The 15,758-nt window shown below is 59.4% G+C and carries 17 protein-coding genes and 3 tRNA genes; 4 read left to right on the plus strand and 16 right to left on the minus strand.

Annotated features, from left to right (window positions below; translation table 11 throughout):
• Positions 1 to 741 precede the first annotated feature (741 nt).
• Positions 742 to 984 (minus strand): zinc-binding dehydrogenase, encoded by a 243-nt coding sequence (locus D3878_RS07070; protein WP_119784824.1) that lies wholly within the window; start codon positions 982 to 984, stop codon positions 742 to 744.
• A gap of 44 nt (positions 985 to 1,028) precedes the next feature.
• A complete protein-coding gene (locus tag D3878_RS07075) occupies positions 1,029 to 2,144 on the minus strand; it encodes an NADH:flavin oxidoreductase (protein ID WP_119784825.1) in 1,116 nt (371 codons plus the stop codon).
• A gap of 80 nt (positions 2,145 to 2,224) precedes the next feature.
• Between D3878_RS07075 and D3878_RS07080 the strand changes: the two genes are divergently transcribed.
• Together D3878_RS07080 and D3878_RS07090 are read left to right on the plus strand one after the other, a co-directional pair.
• Positions 2,225 to 3,163, plus strand: a complete 939-nt coding sequence (locus D3878_RS07080; RefSeq protein WP_233556263.1) for a LysR family transcriptional regulator — start codon at positions 2,225 to 2,227, stop codon at positions 3,161 to 3,163.
• Positions 3,164 to 3,519: 356 nt separating this feature from the next.
• Positions 3,520 to 3,834: an addiction module antidote protein gene (locus D3878_RS07090; RefSeq protein ID WP_119784826.1), complete on the plus strand. Its 315-nt coding sequence runs from the start codon at positions 3,520 to 3,522 to the stop codon at positions 3,832 to 3,834.
• A gap of 92 nt (positions 3,835 to 3,926) precedes the next feature.
• Here D3878_RS07090 and D3878_RS23435 read toward each other — a convergent pair whose 3' ends face one another.
• Both D3878_RS23435 and D3878_RS23440 read right to left on the minus strand, forming a co-directional pair.
• Complete coding sequence (locus D3878_RS23435) at positions 3,927 to 4,217, minus strand: type IV toxin-antitoxin system AbiEi family antitoxin domain-containing protein (protein ID WP_147383901.1); 291 nt, start codon at positions 4,215 to 4,217, stop codon at positions 3,927 to 3,929.
• 74 nt (positions 4,218 to 4,291) lie between these two features.
• Complete coding sequence (locus D3878_RS23440) at positions 4,292 to 4,447, minus strand: type IV toxin-antitoxin system AbiEi family antitoxin domain-containing protein (protein ID WP_147383902.1); 156 nt, start codon at positions 4,445 to 4,447, stop codon at positions 4,292 to 4,294.
• 186 nt (positions 4,448 to 4,633) lie between these two features.
• Between D3878_RS23440 and D3878_RS07095 the strand changes: the two genes are divergently transcribed.
• Entirely contained in the window at positions 4,634 to 6,196 is a 1,563-nt protein-coding gene (locus D3878_RS07095) for a Fic family protein (protein WP_199688105.1), read from the plus strand.
• Positions 6,197 to 6,944: 748 nt separating this feature from the next.
• A complete protein-coding gene (locus tag D3878_RS07100; RefSeq protein ID WP_119784828.1) occupies positions 6,945 to 7,247 on the plus strand; it encodes a helix-turn-helix domain-containing protein in 303 nt (100 codons plus the stop codon).
• Positions 7,248 to 7,349: 102 nt separating this feature from the next.
• Here D3878_RS07100 and D3878_RS07105 read toward each other — a convergent pair.
• The 12 genes from D3878_RS07105 to D3878_RS07160 all read right to left on the minus strand — a co-directional run bounded on the left by D3878_RS07105 (position 7,350) and on the right by D3878_RS07160 (position 15,752).
• Positions 7,350 to 7,423: transfer RNA gene (locus tag D3878_RS07105), tRNA-Cys, on the minus strand.
• Between the two features lie 52 nt (positions 7,424 to 7,475).
• Positions 7,476 to 7,551, minus strand: a tRNA-Gly gene (locus D3878_RS07110).
• Between the two features lie 115 nt (positions 7,552 to 7,666).
• Positions 7,667 to 7,742, minus strand: a tRNA-Gly gene (locus D3878_RS07115).
• An 86-nt stretch (positions 7,743 to 7,828) separates the two neighbouring features.
• Positions 7,829 to 8,401 carry a CDP-diacylglycerol--glycerol-3-phosphate 3-phosphatidyltransferase gene (gene pgsA, locus D3878_RS07120; RefSeq protein ID WP_119784829.1) on the minus strand — a complete coding sequence of 191 codons (573 nt, stop codon included), beginning with the start codon at positions 8,399 to 8,401 and terminating at the stop codon, positions 7,829 to 7,831.
• A 34-nt stretch (positions 8,402 to 8,435) separates the two neighbouring features.
• Entirely contained in the window at positions 8,436 to 10,346 is a 1,911-nt protein-coding gene (gene uvrC / locus D3878_RS07125) for an excinuclease ABC subunit UvrC (RefSeq protein WP_119784830.1), read from the minus strand.
• A 59-nt stretch (positions 10,347 to 10,405) separates the two neighbouring features.
• Positions 10,406 to 11,437 carry a beta-N-acetylhexosaminidase gene (gene nagZ / locus D3878_RS07130; protein ID WP_119784831.1) on the minus strand — a complete coding sequence of 344 codons (1,032 nt, stop codon included), beginning with the start codon at positions 11,435 to 11,437 and terminating at the stop codon, positions 10,406 to 10,408.
• On the minus strand, positions 11,434 to 11,826 hold the full coding sequence (gene acpS, locus D3878_RS07135; RefSeq protein WP_119784832.1) for a holo-ACP synthase: 393 nt from the start codon (positions 11,824 to 11,826) through the stop codon (positions 11,434 to 11,436). Before acpS ends, nagZ begins: the two co-directional genes overlap by 4 nt.
• On the minus strand, positions 11,823 to 12,587 hold the full coding sequence (pdxJ, locus tag D3878_RS07140; RefSeq protein ID WP_119784833.1) for a pyridoxine 5'-phosphate synthase: 765 nt from the start codon (positions 12,585 to 12,587) through the stop codon (positions 11,823 to 11,825). Before pdxJ ends, acpS begins: the two co-directional genes overlap by 4 nt.
• A gap of 27 nt (positions 12,588 to 12,614) precedes the next feature.
• Complete coding sequence (gene recO / locus D3878_RS07145) at positions 12,615 to 13,391, minus strand: DNA repair protein RecO (RefSeq protein WP_420799575.1); 777 nt, start codon at positions 13,389 to 13,391, stop codon at positions 12,615 to 12,617.
• Positions 13,392 to 13,394: 3 nt separating this feature from the next.
• Positions 13,395 to 14,297, minus strand: a complete 903-nt coding sequence (gene era, locus D3878_RS07150) for a GTPase Era (protein ID WP_119784835.1) — start codon at positions 14,295 to 14,297, stop codon at positions 13,395 to 13,397.
• Positions 14,294 to 15,313 carry a ribonuclease III gene (gene rnc, locus D3878_RS07155; RefSeq protein WP_119784836.1) on the minus strand — a complete coding sequence of 340 codons (1,020 nt, stop codon included), beginning with the start codon at positions 15,311 to 15,313 and terminating at the stop codon, positions 14,294 to 14,296. The genes era and rnc overlap by 4 nt, the downstream gene beginning before the upstream one ends.
• Positions 15,314 to 15,356: 43 nt before the next feature.
• Positions 15,357 to 15,752, minus strand: coding sequence for a DUF4845 domain-containing protein (locus D3878_RS07160; RefSeq protein WP_119784837.1), 396 nt, complete (start codon positions 15,750 to 15,752; stop codon positions 15,357 to 15,359).
• Positions 15,753 to 15,758 lie beyond the last annotated feature (6 nt).

A 15,758-nucleotide genomic window follows, 5' to 3' on the forward strand; every position in this document is an offset into this window, starting at 1 on the left:
TGTGGCATTCCGAGTGTGTATTAGAATGATTTTTATGCTGACCTTAATAGATGGGAATAGGTGGTTCTGACCGCTCCGAATGCTCCGTAACTCGATGCCTAGTTGGGTCCAGAAATATTCCTTCTTCCATCCTCGCCAGGATTTTTTATATCCCTTTAGCTCAGTTTCCTCAACTCAACAAACGCAATAGTCAACAGCGCGGGATCGCGATTAGCTCCTTTTCTCCAAGAGCAGAATACGTTGCACAAGCGATTGTGGTATTGATGAGCTGCGCATGTAATTTGACATCTAGCGACATACAATTTTTGCGCGCATTCAGAGCAACAGGCGGCTATTCGTGCTGCCACACCCGTTCCATTTTGAGATTCAGGAAGAAGCGTTCGGCGACGGCGTCAGAGCAGTGCTCTGACGCCCAGCAGTTCCCCTTGCGGCTCATACTGCAGATGAAACCATGACTGGCCAAGAGCGCCCGACCCTGACGCCTCGGCTTGACAGCTCTGTCACCATACGGCGGCCGCCATAGCTCTGGTGACTTGCCGCGAAAGCTGCGCGTACATGAACACTCTCTTTGCAAACAACGGGCGCGGTAGCACGGCGCTTGGCCTCATAGAAAAAAGAACGCAAGCTCGACAGTGGAGCGGCCAGCTCTCAAGACGATATCGATAACTTCCATAGTTACTTTTTGCTTTGGCCAGGCTGGCCCGATTTCAGACGTCCGCCGAGTTCAGCAGCTGGACCCAATCAGGCAGTCAGTACAACAGAGCCGACCGTCTTTCCCGCCTCAATATCGGCATGGGTACTTGCGGCATCACGAAGCTGACAGGTATTTTTTATGTGTAAGCGCAGGCGGCCTTGTTTGATCAAACTGAATAGCTCCGAAGCACCGCGTTTCTTGCCGGGTGCGAGCGCGAACGTGGTCATCAGTCCCAGCGTCAACCGGCCGGGACTAATGACCTCCTTGTACGCTGCATTGAACTGAGCCAATGACTCTCTCAAATCGAAGTTGAGTCGCGAGCCGCTTTGCGGCGTTACGCCGTCAAGCCAAACGTCAGCTCGCAGTCCTTGATGTTGGCAATCGGATTCAGTATAGAACTATCGAAGGCACTCAGCTCACGCCTGGCCTCGAACACCTTCGGCAAGTCCGGATTGGCCAGCGCTCCTCGTCCCAGCGCAACGATGTCGGCGCCGACTTCCAGCGCCTCATTTGTCCGCTCGACATTGTGCAGGCTGCCGTTGGCGATGATCGAGACGTTCGGGGCGTATCGGCGGGCCAGCGCAAGCAGGCTGTCCTGCCCTCCCTCGAAAGCCGGCTGCCACGCCTCGAACTCGGTCACGTGGATGAAGTCCGCTCCGGCTTCTGCGAGCGCGCTGAAGATAACTTCAGCATCGGCCTCACGGCCGGACCACTTGCTCATGAAGTCGTTCACCTTGCCCTGCGAGATGCGAATGCCGACCGGCACTTCGTTGCCCACCTCGGCTTTGACGGCCTTGACAATCTCGACCAGCAGAGACACACGCCCCTTGACGTCGCCGCCCCACCGATCCGTGCGACGGTTGCTGTCCGCGCTCAGGAACTGGTCGAGCAGGTAGCCGTTGGCGCCGTGGATCTCGATCCCGTCGAAGCCGGCGACTCGCACCGCGCGGGCCGCCGCGTCCACGAAGCCCTTAACCACCTCGGCGATCTCGACGTCGGTGATCGCCACCGGCTCGGCGTAGGCGCCCTGGCCGTAGTAGACGCTCATCTGTTGACCCTTGGGCCGAATCGCCGAGGGCGCGACGGTGTGCTCGCGGAACCGGTTGCCCTGACTGAGGGCGCCGGCATGCTGGATCTGCGCGAAGATCCGCGCTCCATGCGCTTGCATTTCCCTGGTGATGTCTGCCCAAGCGTGCGCCTGTTCTTCGTCGGCCAAGCCGGGCTGGAACGGGTAACCCTGCGAGTAGGCCTTGTCCGTGTACAGCCCTTCCGTGATGACCAGGCCGAAGCCGCCCTTGGCAAAGCGGACATAATAGTCGCGCATGGTCTGCGTGGGAACGCCTTCTTCAGTGGCGGTCACCCGCGTCATGGGCGCCACTGCCAGACGGTTGCGCAGAACTGTGCCTTTTATATCGTGCGTAGATAAAATGTTGCTGATCGAATCGTTCATGCTTTGCTCACCTCATTGCTTGCCATTAGCGGGTTTTCTAGCGCGGGCAGCGCCTCAATAGAGGTATAGTAGGCATCGTCGTGGCGCCGACCAAGACCAGCAATGGTGAAGCCGCCTTAACGGATGAGGATATAAAAGTGCAAATCTCGGACCTCCGAATCTTTCTGGCAGTGGCTTCGACTGGCAGCTTGTCGGCGGCGGCGCGCCAGCTGGACGTCGTACCCATGCAGGTCTCCCGCCGGCTGGTCGCCTTGGAAGATGAATTGGGGGTTCGTCTATTCCACCGCACCACAAGGTCGGTTTCCTTGACGGCCGAGGGCGAAGCGTTCCTTCCCTACGCCAACACGATGACCGAGGCGGAAGAAAGCGCGAGAGGCGAGCTGAGCCCCTCGCCGGCCAGGGCATCGGGGGTGTTGCGGATGACAGCGCCAAGCATCCTGGGACAATCCATCGTGCTGCCCTTACTGCCCAGCCTACTGGAGCGACATCCTGAACTGCGCGTCGACCTGGACCTTTCCGATCGGGTGATCGATATCGTGGGCCAGGGCCTGGACCTGGCCCTGCGCGTTGCGCCGCTGGACGATTCGGAGCTCGTCGCCAAAAGAATCGTGCCGAACCCTCGTGTCATTTGCGCTGCACCGGCTTACCTGAAACAGCATGGACATCCGTCGACCTTGTCAGATCTCGATGCCCATCACTGCATCCTGCTGCAAGCCGTTCCCCGCTGGCCCTTCGTGATCGACGGCGAGTTGCAGCGCAAGCGGATGAATGGTCGAGTCAACACCAGCAGTGTCGATGCCGTGAGGACGGCGGCCATTCAGGGCTTGGGGCTTGCCATGCTGACCTACTGGGATGTCTTTCAGCAGCTGGCCGATGGCTCCCTGGTCCGCATCGAGTTGGAAGACGCATCCATGGAAGACCTGTCCATATGGGCGGTCACTCCGACCCGGCGGTATGTGCCGACCCGGGTGAAGGTGTTCCTGGATGCGCTTGAGGCCCGGCTGGCAGATCGTCAATGAATTTGCATCGCGGAACCCCTTGACCTTTGTAATCGAACGATTACAATTTGTTTATGTATTCGATCAAAGCACTTCCTGAATTCACCGTATGGCTCGATTAGCTTGCCGACGAACAGGTTCGTGGGGTGATTGCCGCACGAATCAAGCGTTTGGCGCTGGGTTTGACGGGAGACGTCGAACCGGTTGGCGAGGGTATTTCGGAGTTGCGCATTCATTTGGGTGCGGGCTGGCGCATATATTTTACGTAGCGGGGAAAAGAGCTGATCGTGTTGCTGGCTGGTGGCTCCAAGCGCACCCAGAAAGCTGACATCAGGCTGGCTAAAACCCTGGCATCGCGACTAGATTGACCTAAGGAAATGACCATGAAACGAATCAAAGTGGATGACTTGCCTGAATTTGACGCTGCGCCCTATCTTGATAGCGAAGCATCGATTGCGGCTTATCTGACAGACATTATTGAAGCGAATGATCCAGCATTGCTGGCTTCGGCACTTGGCGATATCGCCCGCGCTCGCGGCATGAGCGAAATTGCCAAGGCATCTGGCATCACCCGGGAGGCGTTGTACAAAGCGCTGCGGCCCGATGCACAACCACGCTTCGATACCATCAGCCGTGTTTGCGCGGCCTTGGGGGTGCGATTGGTAGCACAGCCTGTTCACGCTGCAGTTTAATTTCCGCCGAAGCATAACTCGATGCTCAACTCAGAGACGCGCCAGAATGCTTGCCGCTTTGCGGCGCAAGCGCGTGCTGGTCAACGTGGCGATCAGGACTGGATAGACGGATTGCACCACATGGGCGATTGATTCCAGGTCGCTGGAGAGCCACAACTCAGCAAGCAGTCGGCAATCGTCTTAGCGACACCATAGACCCGCAGCGGCACCTGGTCCCGCTCATGGGTTTCAATACCCTCCAGGTACGCCGGACCGGAAAACTGCACCATTTTTACCGGCCGATATTCCATTTTCGGCACGTGGCTGCCCCATGGCATGGCGATCCATACTGCCGCAGCAACAGGGTCGTCAATTCGTGAAATTGCAGTGCTGTCAGCAGGCAAAACACCGCCTGGGGTGCCCGACGGGCGACAAGCGTCATGCCTTCGTACTCGGTAAGCGCGCTATCGGGAAGGCGTTACAGGCCACGCCCCGCCTTTCCAGAAGGCCACTTTGCCGTCAAGCGCGTCAGGTAAACGCGCGGGATGCCGATATCGTCCAGTTCCTTGGAGCGCAGTACTCCCTTCTGCCGTAGCAGATCGAGCAGGCGATGAGCGTGAGTGTCGGGGCGCATAGGCACGCAGCATGTTCCATTTTTTCGTCAATTGCAACTAAACGGAGATCATAAGGAACATATTACCTGGCAGAAGATATCACTTTGTCTTGCGCTGAAAAGTTGATTGCAAAACGTCTATTTTTTAATTAATTTAAGTAGAATAACTCTCACTTTTAAATAAATTATTGGCCGCATAAAGAAATTATGACGGAATCCCTCGGTTTTAAATGGATCTCGGAGCAGACTGGAATTGCCCCTACGCAACCTTTCAAGGTTACCAGTCGCTTGGGTACGAATCGCAAGTCCTTGCACGCCAATGGGTTTGCACAAGAAGTATATCCGGCCCAGTTCAGGCCTGAACCTACTATACCTGGTCATCTGACTTTCGCGCTGAAATATGAGATTGTCCACTTGGAGTTTCTGTCCCGGCTCTTCAGCACGCTCGAGCCCGGCATCCTTGAAGAGTGGATCCGAGACGAGCCAACCGGCAGCTTTGCGCGCCGCGTGGGATTCCTTTACGAATGGCTCACCGGCAAGCTGCTCGACGTGCCTGACGCCGGCGGCAATTACATTGAGGCCCTGCCTGAGGATAAATACCTGACTGCGGCCCGGCCGGTGAACCATCAGCGTTGGCGAGTGCGAGACAACATGCCCGGCAACCCCAGTTTCTGCCCGATTGTGTACCGCAGCCGGCAAGTGGAGACCGTGGAGGGCTACGACTGTGCCAAGGCGCTGAATGAACTGGAGGTTGAGTACGGTGCCCACCTCCTTATGCGTAGCGCCGTCTGGCTCACCATCAAGGAGAGCCGAGCAAGCTTTGCGATCGAACATGAGGAAAAACAGGTGGACCGGATTAAACGGTTCGCTGCGGCGATGGCGGAGCGGTGCGGCAAAGGCAATGATCCGCTCGATACCAAGGAACTGACAGACCTGCAGACTGCAATTCTTGGGCGCGCGACGCGCTATGGGCTTCGCAAGTCCCCTGTGTTCGTAGGCCATACCAGCGGCTATGCCGAGATCGTCGACTACGTGGCACCCCACTGGGATCACACCAGTGAGCTCTTGAATGGGTTGCAGGAGTTCCTCTCCCGCACGCGGCAACGTTCGTCCATTCTTCGGGCGGCCGTCGCTTCATTCGGGTTTGTCTACATCAATCCGATGGCCGACGGCAACGGCCGCATTTCCCGATTCCTGGTCAACGACGTCTTGCGGCGCGACGGAGCGGTGCCGGAGCCTTTTATTCTGCCAATCTCGGCCACAATCACCAACACGACCAAAGCCAAGGCCGGATACGACCATACACTGGAGGAGTTGTCGAAGCCTTTGCTAGACACCTATAAGGACCGCTACAAGTTCGGGCAGGAAGTGCCCTATGAGGACGGCGTTGTCAGTAATTTCCATTTCGACGCCTACGATGAAGCGCTGCATGTCTGGAAGTATCCGGATCTCACGGCGCACGCAGAATACATGGGTGAAGTCATCCAGATGACGATCCAAGACGAGATGAACAAGGAGGCCATGTATCTTCGCAACTTGGAGCGTGCGCGCGAAGGCGTGAAGAATTGGCTTGAGGGGCCGAACACCGATATCGACCGCATTATCAGATCGGTGTCGCAGGGCGGCGCGTGGAAGGTGTCGAATAAACTTGCCAAGGAATTCCCGGCGCTTGCCGAGGCGGAGGTCGCAGAGAACGTGGTGAAGGCTGTTAGAGAAGCCTTCAATGCAGGGGAACCTGAAGGAGGCGACGAGGAGTCGTCAGAGTTGTAGTAGTTCCGACTTGATCGACAGCGGGTTACTACATCTGATGCAGGTTCTGTCGACCGAAACCCCGATCAAAACGCGCAAACAATTTTGCGGAAAGGCGCGTGATCACGGCCAGAAATTATGAATTTCGCCACGCATCCGCCGAGGGAAAAAGCATATCCACACGAAAACCGTCCCGCCCCGACCGCTTGCGGATGATCATCAGGCAGACGTGCTTGCGCCATCACGAAAATTTCATTATTTTTTTAATTTGAATGCAGATGAGCCACGAATCGCAAGCTCATCTGCATCCGGAATCGCGCAAGCTGCATTCCGGCGTCGCAGTCGTGACCTGCCCTGCTCTGCTGCCCTGCCTGCAAAGGCAAAAATTCATTACATGCTTGCTTGCCCACCAGCAGGTAACAGGCAAGTTGCAGTCACTGCCTAACTGATGGCCATCAGGAGCTTAGCCTGATCGCCCATCGCGCGTCCTTTGGCTATCGCGCGCCGCAAGCCATTCAGGTGTTCCCTGCTTTATTCACACCCCGGCGTAAGACTGTTTCAGTCATGGCGCTTTGCGACCATATGGTTATGCTCCTGCCTTGCCAACTGACGTCAAGGATTACTTACAATTCTCATTAATCATTACTCGCCTGGATACATCATGACCACACCTCAATCCCCCTGCGCAATCCGGAACGATATAACGCCATGCTGCCTTTTCACCCCAAGCCGTTGGCAAGACTGCCATGAAGCCGGTTGGTGAATCGCCATGTTATCCCCGGAAATTCTGGATGCCGCCCAGACCGCGGCGCTGCTGCACGCGGAAGCGGAAACGATCTTGCAGCTCGCCCGCAATGGAACGCTTCCCGGCACGCGTATCGGCAAAGCTTGGATTTTCCTGCGCGAAGACGTGATGGCGTTTCTAAAAGAACAGATGTATGAAGAAGCTTCGCGTCGGATACCGGCACGGCATTGGCACGCAGATATTGTGCGAAACGCGAAGTTGGAAGGTGCCGTTATTAAAAGCCTTGATGGTCGACATGATCACTCCATGTTGTCGACGGGCTTTTAAACTGTTTACGGCGAATTGGCCATTTCAACTGTGGTATACCACACTGGCGCAGTGACATAAAAAAATGACCTAGCCCAGAATTGGCTAAGTCATTAATTTGTATGGAGGCGGGGGTCGGGATCGAACCGGCGTAAACGGCTTTGCAGGCCGCTGCATAACCACTTTGCTACCCCGCCATGGGTGCGTATTGTAACCGCGAATCTAAAAAGCTGCTGTACACGGCAAGGATGGAGCGGGAGAAGAGTCTCGAACTCTCGACCTCAACCTTGGCAAGGTTGCGCTCTACCAACTGAGCTACTCCCGCATCGTTACCGCTACAACATCGCTGCATGTTTCTATTCGTGCGCATGACGCACGATGGATTGCCCCGCATGCTCCTGAATAAAAAAGGGAAGCGTGGTTAGCTTCCCTCCAGATTCTGGAGCGGGAGAAGAGTCTCGAACTCTCGACCTCAACCTTGGCAAGGTTGCGCTCTACCAACTGAGCTACTCCCGCGTTGCGCTGCGTTGCATTGCGACGACAGGAAAGCATTATAGACCATTGGAAAAAACTGTCAAGCGCCAGACGCTGGATTGCAGGGCTTAACCGCGTTCCTTGATCAGCGGCCAGGCCTTGCGCAGGTAATACAGCATCGACCAGACGGTCAGGATGGCGGCGACGTTGAGCAGCAGCGTGCCCCAGTAATACGTGTCGATCGCAGAAAACAGCGTGCCCTTGAACAGCAACATCGGGATCGCAATCATTTGCGCGGCAGTCTTGATCTTGCCGAGCGAACTGACCGCCACCGACTTGGAAGCGCCGATCTGCGCCATCCACTCGCGTAGTGCCGAAATGGTGATTTCGCGGCCGATGATAATGAAAGCGACCACCGCATTGACTTCGTTGAACTGCACCAGCACCAGCAAGGCGCCGGCCACCATCAGCTTGTCGGCGACCGGGTCAAGGAAGGCGCCGAAGGCCGAGGTCTGGTTCCAGCGCCGCGCCAGGAAGCCATCGAACCAGTCGGTGACGGCAGCGACGATGAAGATGACGGTGGAAGCCACCGCCTTGTCGAACGGCGACAGCCAGGCGTCAGGGAGATAAAACACGCCGACCACCAGCGGAATCAGCGCCACGCGCAGCCAGGTCAGCAGGATCGGAAAATTGAAAGGCATAAGCCGAATTGTAATTGCATTTACCCGCTTACGGTCAATGCAATTGCCGGTAAATGTCTTCGGCCAGTTGGCGCGAGATGCCCTCGACCGATGCCAGTTCCTCGACACTGGCATCGACCACCCCGCGCAAGCCGCCGAAACGCGCCAGCAGCTTCTGGCGCCGCTTGGCGCCGATGCCCTCGATTTCTTCCAGGCGCGAGGTCTGGCGCGCCTTGGCACGCTTGGCACGCATGCCGGTGATGGCAAAGCGGTGCGCCTCGTCGCGGATTTGCGCAATCAGCATCAAGGCCGCCGACTCCTTGCCCAGCGCCTGCGGCGCGCGGCCATCGGCGAAGATCAGGGTTTCCAGCCCGACCTTGCGCCCTTCTCCCTTGGCCACGCCGACCAGCAGGCCGATGTCGAGCCCGAGTTCCGAAAATACCTGGCGCGCCATCTCGACCTGGCCCTTGCCGCCGTCGATCAGCACCACGTCGGGCATCACGCCATCGCCGTTGGCGACCTTCTCGTAACGGCGCTGCAGCACCTGGCGCATGGCGGCGTAATCGTCGCCCGGGGTGATGTCATTGATGTTATAGCGGCGGTATTCGCCATTTTGCATGGCATGGTGATGAAACACCACGCACGACGCCTGGGTCGCCTCGCCTTGCGTGTGACTGATGTCGAAGCATTCCACCCGCAGCGTATCGAGGTCTTCGGATTCGATGACGAGCGCCTCGGCCAGCGCGCGCGTGCGCGCCTGCTGCGAACCCTGCTCGGACAAGAGGCGTGCCAGCGCGAGTTCAGCGCCCTTCTGCGCCATCTCCAGCCACTGGCGGCGCTGCCCCTGCGGCTGGAACACCAGGTTGATGCGATGCCCGCATTGTTCCATCAGCGCCAGCATCAGCTCCGGCTGGTCGAATTCGGCATTGACGATCAGGGTGCCCGGAATGAAGGCGTCGATATAATGCTGCGCCAGGAAAGCCTTCAGCACTTCGGCTTCGATGGCTTCCTCGCCGGTCGCCAGCGCGCCCTCGACCTGGGTCGGGAAATACGCGCGGTCGCCCAGGTGGCGGCCACCGCGCACCATGGCCAGGTTCACGCAGGCGCGCCCGCCCTGCACCACCACGGCGATGATGTCGATGTCGGCGTCGCCGCCGGTTTCCATGCTCTGCTGGTGCAGCACGCGCGACAAGGCGCTGATCTGGTTGCGTACCAATGCAGCCTGCTCGAACTTCAGTTCGGCAGCATAAGCCTGCATCTTTTCCTGCAACGCTTCCAGCACCTCGCTCTGGCGGCCGCGCAGGAACTGCGCTGCGTGCTCGACATCGGCGGCATAGGCTTCCTGGCTGATGAAATTGACACAGGGCGCGCTGCAGCGGTGGATCTGGTGCAGCAGGCACGGCCGCGTGCGGTTGGCGAATACGCTGTCCTCGCAGGTACGCAGCAGGAAGACCTTCTGCAATATCTGCATCGATTCCTTGACCGCCCAGGCGCTCGGAAAGGGTCCGAAATACTCGCTCTTCTTGTCCACCGCGCCACGGTAGTAGGCCATCCGCGGATAGGTGTGGCCGGACAGCTTCAGGTAAGGATAGGACTTGTCGTCGCGGAACAGGATGTTGTAGCGCGGCTGCAGGGTCTTGATCAGGTTATTTTCGAGCAGCAGTGCTTCGGCTTCGCTGCGCGTGACCGTGGTTTCCAGCCGCACGATGCGCTCGACCATCAGCGCGGTGCGCGGGCTGGCGAGGTTCTTCTGGAAATAGCTGGTGACGCGCTTTTTCAGGTCGCGCGCCTTGCCGACATACAGCAGCTTTTCCTCGACGTCGAAATAACGATACACGCCGGGCAGGTGCGGCAAGGCGGCGACGTTTTCCAGCAGCGCCGCGCGCTTGTCCGCCAGCGCCGCCGCGACTGCCTGCGCCTCCGCATCGGGTGCGGGGGCTGCGCCCGGTGCATTCACCTCATCCATGACAATCCTGTATTCCGCCCGCGCCAGCCATGCCTGCTCCCTGCCAATTTATCAGACTATCAGACCAGCGACTGCGCCAGCTTTTTGGCGGCCTGGTAACGGCCGTCGCCCTGCAACGCTTCCCAGTCCGGCGCAGCGGCAGCAGGCACCAGGGCGGCAATGCGCGCCGCCGATTGCGCCGCTGCCTTGCCGGCTTTCAGCTTCAGCCCGGCCAGCAACTGGTCGGCCTTGTCGGGCGAATTGCAGATCAGGACCATGTCGCAGCCGGCCGCCAGCGCCGCATGCGCGCCATCGACCACGCTGCCGGCGACACTGGCGCCTTCCATGCTCAAGTCGTCGCTGAAAATCACGCCGTCGAAGCCCATGTCCTTGCGCAGCAGGCTCAGCCATTTTTTCGAGAAGCCGGCCGGGTGCTTGTCGACTTTCGGATAAATCACGTGCGCCGGCATTACGCCCGCCAGGCTCATGCCAAGCCAGCAATAGGGCGCCGCATCCTGCTCGACGATTTCCGCGAAGCTGCGCTCGTCCACCGGCACCGCCACATGCGAATCGGCCTCGGCAAAACCGTGGCCGGGGAAATGCTTGCCGCAATTGGCCATGCCGGCCAGCGCCAGGCCGTGGTTCAGGCTCTTGGCCAGCAGCGTTACCACGCGCGGGTCATGATGGAAGGCGCGGTCGCCGATCACACCAGACTGGCCGTAATCCAGATCGAGCACAGGGGTGAACGACAGGTCGACGCCGCAGGCGCGCAATTCCGCCGCCAGCACGAAGCCCACCGCAGTGGCAGCCTTGGTCGCCGCCAGCACGTCGCGCTCCCACAGTTCGCCCAGGCGGCGCATTGCCGGCAGTTTGGTGAAGCCATCGGTCTTGAAGCGCTGCACCCGGCCGCCTTCGTGGTCTACCGCGATCAGCATGCCCGGACGCTCGGCATGGATGGCCGCGGCCAGCGCGGTCACCTGCTGGCGGTCGGTGTAATTGCGCGCGAACAGGATCACGCCGCCGGTCAGCGGATGGCGTATGCGGCGGATATCGTCGGCTGTCAGCGTCGTGCCGACCACGTCGAGCATGACAGGACCCAGATTCTTTTTCATTTCTTCTCCACTATAACGAATGCGATTGCATAATCGGCTTCATCGGTAATCGACACCTGCGCGCTCAGCTTATTTTGTTCCATGAATTCCAGCAAGGCGCCGCTGGTGACGATGACCGGCTTGCCGCTGGGGTCATTCAAGGTTTGCAGCGCGCGCCAGGTCATCGGCATGCGCAAGCCCAGCCCGATGGCCTTGGAATACGCTTCCTTGGCAGCAAAGCGCGTGGCCAGGAAACGCAGGCCGCGCACCCCGACCTTGTCTTTCCTGCGCCGGTATTTTTCCAGTTCCTGCGGCCCCAGCACCTTTTCCGCGAAGCGCTCGCCATGGCGCGCCAGCGCCTCTTCGATGCGCGAGATCTGGATGATGTCGGTGCCGATGCCGTAGATCATTTCAAGGCACCCAACCGCGCCTGCAGCATGATCGCCTTCATGTCGGCAACGGCCTTGCGCCAGCCGTCGAACACCGCCTGCGCGACGATGGCGTGGCCGATATTAAGTTCAGCAATGCCGGCAATGGCGGCAATCGCCTGCACGTTCGTGTAGTGCAGACCGTGGCCGGCGTTGACCCTCAGGCCGCGCGCGATACCCGCGCGCACGCCGGCCTCGATGCGCTCCAGCTCGGCCTGCTGCACTTGCGCGCTGGCGGCATCGGCGTAGCGGCCGGTATGCAATTCGATCACCGGCGCGCCGGCTTCCGCCGCCGCCTGGATTTGTCCTTCGTCCGGATCGATGAAAAGACTCACGCGGATGCCGGCAGCTTGCAACTGCGCCACCGCCGCCTTGACTTGCGCAAAATTGCCGGCGACGTCCAGCCCGCCTTCGGTCGTCACTTCGGCACGGCGTTCCGGCACCAGGCAGACATCCTGCGGCAGAATCTCGCAGGCAAAATCCAGCATTTCCGCCGTCACCGCGGATTCGAAGTTCATGCGCGTATGCAGCAGCGGGCGAATTGCGCGCACATCGGCATCCTTGATATGGCGGCGGTCTTCGCGCAGGTGCAGGGTAATGGCATCCGCTCCGGCCTCCTCGGCCAGCAAGGCAGCCTTTAGCGGGTCAGGATAGACGGTGCCGCGCGCATTGCGCAGCGTTGCCACATGGTCGATGTTGACGCCCAGTTCGATCGTCGGGCCGGCGGGGTGAAGGTAGCTCATGGGGTTCCGGTATGGTGTCGTTATGGCTTAAAGCTGCATCAGGTCGATCAGGATTTGCCGCGTATTGAGCTGCCCGCCACCCAGGTGGTGCGACAGCAGATGGCGCATCAGGAATTTGCTCTGGGTTTGCGTAAGCGCATCCGAGTAGTCTTCCTTTTCCATGTCGAGCAGGGTCTTGCCGGCCACCAGCGGCCAGGTATCGGCCGGCATGGCCGGGCGCGGGCCGCGCTCCGGATCGACCACATAGGTCCGCTCCGGCAGTACTGTCTCGCCGGTGCTGGTGCAGCGGGTGAAGTCGCCGGAAAAGCCGGTATCCTTCAGCAGCGCGCGCTCGAACTTGCGCAATACGATGGGCGCGGGCTCGCCGTGGGCCAGTTGGTTCAGGGTGGCGACATAGTGCTGGAACAGCGGGGCATGGGGGTCGTCGCGGGCGAGAAACTTGAGCAGCAATTCGTTGAGGTAAAAACCGCACAGCAGCGCGCCCTTTTCCAGCGGCAGCAAGCCGCCCACCCATTCGGCCGCCGTCAGGGTGCGCATCTCGCCCTTGCCGCTCCAGGACAGCGACAGCGGCTGGAAAGTTTGCAGCACGCCGCGCAATGCCGAATGCGGGCGCTTGGCGCCCTTGGCCACCAGCGCAATGCGGCCATGGTCGCGCGTCAGCACATCGACGATCAGGCTGGTTTCCTTGTACGGATAGCTGTGCAGCACGAAGCCGGGCTGGTGGGTCACCCGGTGGTCCTTTTCAACCGGCGCCCGCAGGCGCCTTTCGGCGGCGATCAGCTCCATCGCAGGGATGTCCGGGATGGCTTATTCGTAACCGTAGGCGCGCAAGCCGGCTTCGTTGTCGGCCCAGCCGGATTTGACCTTGACCCAGACTTCGAGATAGACCGGGCCGCCGAACAGCTTTTCCATGTCGAGGCGCGACTGCGTCGAGATTTCCTTGAGCCTGGCGCCCTTTTGGCCGATCAGCATGGCCTTGTGGGTGTCGCGCTCGACCAGGATGGCGACAAAGATGCGTCGCAGCTTGCCTTCCTGCTCGAATTTTTCAATCAGCACCGTGCTGGTGTATGGCAATTCATCGCCCACCAGGCGGAACACCTTTTCGCGCACGATTTCCGCCGCGAGGAATTTCTCGCTGCGGTCGGTGATATCGTCTTCGCCAAAGATGGGCTGGTTTTCCGGCAGGATCTTGCGGACTTCTTCCTGCAAGCCCTCCAGCTGAAAACCCAGCTTGGCCGACACCGGCACCACCGCAACGAAATCACGCTGCGCCGCCACCTGCTGGGCAAAGGGCATCAGCACGGCCTTGTCCTTGACGTGGTCGGCCTTGTTGATCACCAGGATGCAGGGCACATTCTTCGGGATCAGCGCCAGCACTTGCTGGTCGGCCGGACCGAAAGTCCCCGCTTCCACAACGAACAGCACCACGTCCGCTGCAGTCAGGGTATTGGTGACGGTCTTGTTGAGCGTCTTGTTCAGGGCATTGGCATGCCGGGTCTGGAAACCGGGCGTATCGACATACACGAATTGCGCATTCTCGATGGTCTGGATGCCGGTGATGCGGTGCCGCGTGGTTTGCGCCTTGCGCGACGTGATACTGACCTTGGCGCCGATCAGCTTGTTCATGAGGGTCGATTTGCCAACGTTCGGGCGGCCGACGATGGCGATGTATCCGCAACGGAAGTCGGCGGATGCGGCAGGAGATGTCATTCTTTTTTCGCTTGGGTGGTGCCGGCTGCGGGCACGGCATCCGGAGCTGGCGTGGCGGAGGCCGATACGGGCTTCGCATCGGGTTGGACCGCTTCTTTATCGGCAGGTTTCGGCGCGGCGGCTTTCGTTTCCTTCGGCTCTTTCGCTTCCTTCGGCTCTTTCGGCGCGGCCTTGGCCGCCGAGCGGACTTCCGTCCTGGCTTCCGGCACTTTGGCGGTGGCGATGGCTGCAGGCGCCGGCACTGGATCTTCCGCCGGCGCATCCGGCTGGATGGTGGCGATTCCCGCCAGTTTCAGTTGCGAGGTACGCGGCTTGGCCTTGCGCGCGGCGGCCGGGGTTTTCGCCAGGGCTGCCTGCACCGCTTCCAGCGCCAGCTTGGCGGCGGCCTGTTCGCCGGCGCGGCGGCTGCCGCCGTTGCCAAAGACCTGGATCTCCAGTTTCGGCACCAGGCACTCGATTTCAAATTCCTGGTTGTGCGCAGCGCCATGGGTGGCCACCACATTGTATTGCGGCAGCGCGATTTTCTTGCCCTGCAAAAATTCCTGCAACAGCGTCTTGGCATCCTTGCCCAGGGTCTTGGGATCGACCGTATCGAGAATCGGGATATACAGGGAACGGATGACCAGGCGCGCCGCCTCGAAACCGGCATCGAGGAAAATCGCGCCGAACAGCGCTTCCAGGGTATCGGCCAGGATCGAGGGACGGCGGAAGCCGCCGGATTTCAGCTCGCCCTCGCCCAGCCGCAGGAATTGCGACAATTCCAGACGCTGGGCGATTTCATATAATGATTGCTGCTTGACCAGGTTGGCACGCAGCCGCGACAGGTCGCCTTCATCGATCTTGCTGTAGCGCTCGAACAGAAGCGATGCGACTACGCAATTGAGAATAGAGTCGCCAAGAAATTCCAGACGCTCGTTATGCAAGCTGCTGTGGCTGCGATGCGTCAAGGCTTGCTGCAGCAAGGCGGCATCCTTGAATGTGTGGCCCAGCCTGGTTTGCAATAACGTCAAATCCATATTAATTCATTGTCTTCCTGCGCTGTCATTCTGCTTGATCTGTTTAAGCGCCGCCATCCTTGTTTGGTTTCGCACCTTGCTTGGCGGTACTGCCCTGGTATTCGATCAACAGGCTGGCCGGACCGAACAAGCCGATTTTCTTATCATAGGCGAAGCTGACTTCCAGGCTATTGCCGGCATTGTAAATTTCCAGATCCTTGCCAGCGATCGAGGTAATGTAAGCCACATCGGCCTGCTTGTCGAAACTGCTGCGGATTTCTGCGGGGGTCGAGCCTTCGGTCCTGGCCTTGCCGATCGCCTTGTTGACCGCCATGTACTCGCTCACGGTCGGCACGACCTTCATGCCCAGCACGGCCAGCACCGCCAGGATCGCCAACACGAAAATCAATCCGACCAGCGAAACGCCTTGCTGCCTGCGCTTGAATAATTTTGTTTGCATGCTATT

Origin of the sequence: Noviherbaspirillum sedimenti, assembly GCF_003590835.1 — a bacterium.
GTDB classification, from domain to species: domain Bacteria; phylum Pseudomonadota; class Gammaproteobacteria; order Burkholderiales; family Burkholderiaceae_D; genus Paucimonas; species Paucimonas sedimenti.

What these genes read in the sequence shown, in the direction of transcription:
- D3878_RS07075 (WP_119784825.1), bottom strand. Translation starts at nt 2,144, where the DNA reads ATGAACGATTCGATCAGCAACATTTTATCTACGCACGATATAAAAGGC.
- D3878_RS07090 (WP_119784826.1), top strand. Translation starts at nt 3,520, where the DNA reads ATGACCATGAAACGAATCAAAGTGGATGACTTGCCTGAATTTGACGCT.
- D3878_RS23440 (WP_147383902.1), bottom strand. Translation starts at nt 4,447, where the DNA reads ATGCGCCCCGACACTCACGCTCATCGCCTGCTCGATCTGCTACGGCAG.
- D3878_RS07095 (WP_199688105.1), top strand. Translation starts at nt 4,634, where the DNA reads ATGACGGAATCCCTCGGTTTTAAATGGATCTCGGAGCAGACTGGAATT.
- D3878_RS07100 (WP_119784828.1), top strand. Translation starts at nt 6,945, where the DNA reads ATGTTATCCCCGGAAATTCTGGATGCCGCCCAGACCGCGGCGCTGCTG.
- pgsA (WP_119784829.1), bottom strand. Translation starts at nt 8,401, where the DNA reads ATGCCTTTCAATTTTCCGATCCTGCTGACCTGGCTGCGCGTGGCGCTG.
- uvrC (WP_119784830.1), bottom strand. Translation starts at nt 10,346, where the DNA reads ATGGATGAGGTGAATGCACCGGGCGCAGCCCCCGCACCCGATGCGGAG.
- nagZ (WP_119784831.1), bottom strand. Translation starts at nt 11,437, where the DNA reads ATGAAAAAGAATCTGGGTCCTGTCATGCTCGACGTGGTCGGCACGACG.
- acpS (WP_119784832.1), bottom strand. Translation starts at nt 11,826, where the DNA reads ATGATCTACGGCATCGGCACCGACATCATCCAGATCTCGCGCATCGAA.
- pdxJ (WP_119784833.1), bottom strand. Translation starts at nt 12,587, where the DNA reads ATGAGCTACCTTCACCCCGCCGGCCCGACGATCGAACTGGGCGTCAAC.
- era (WP_119784835.1), bottom strand. Translation starts at nt 14,297, where the DNA reads ATGACATCTCCTGCCGCATCCGCCGACTTCCGTTGCGGATACATCGCC.
- rnc (WP_119784836.1), bottom strand. Translation starts at nt 15,313, where the DNA reads ATGGATTTGACGTTATTGCAAACCAGGCTGGGCCACACATTCAAGGAT.
- D3878_RS07160 (WP_119784837.1), bottom strand. Translation starts at nt 15,752, where the DNA reads ATGCAAACAAAATTATTCAAGCGCAGGCAGCAAGGCGTTTCGCTGGTC.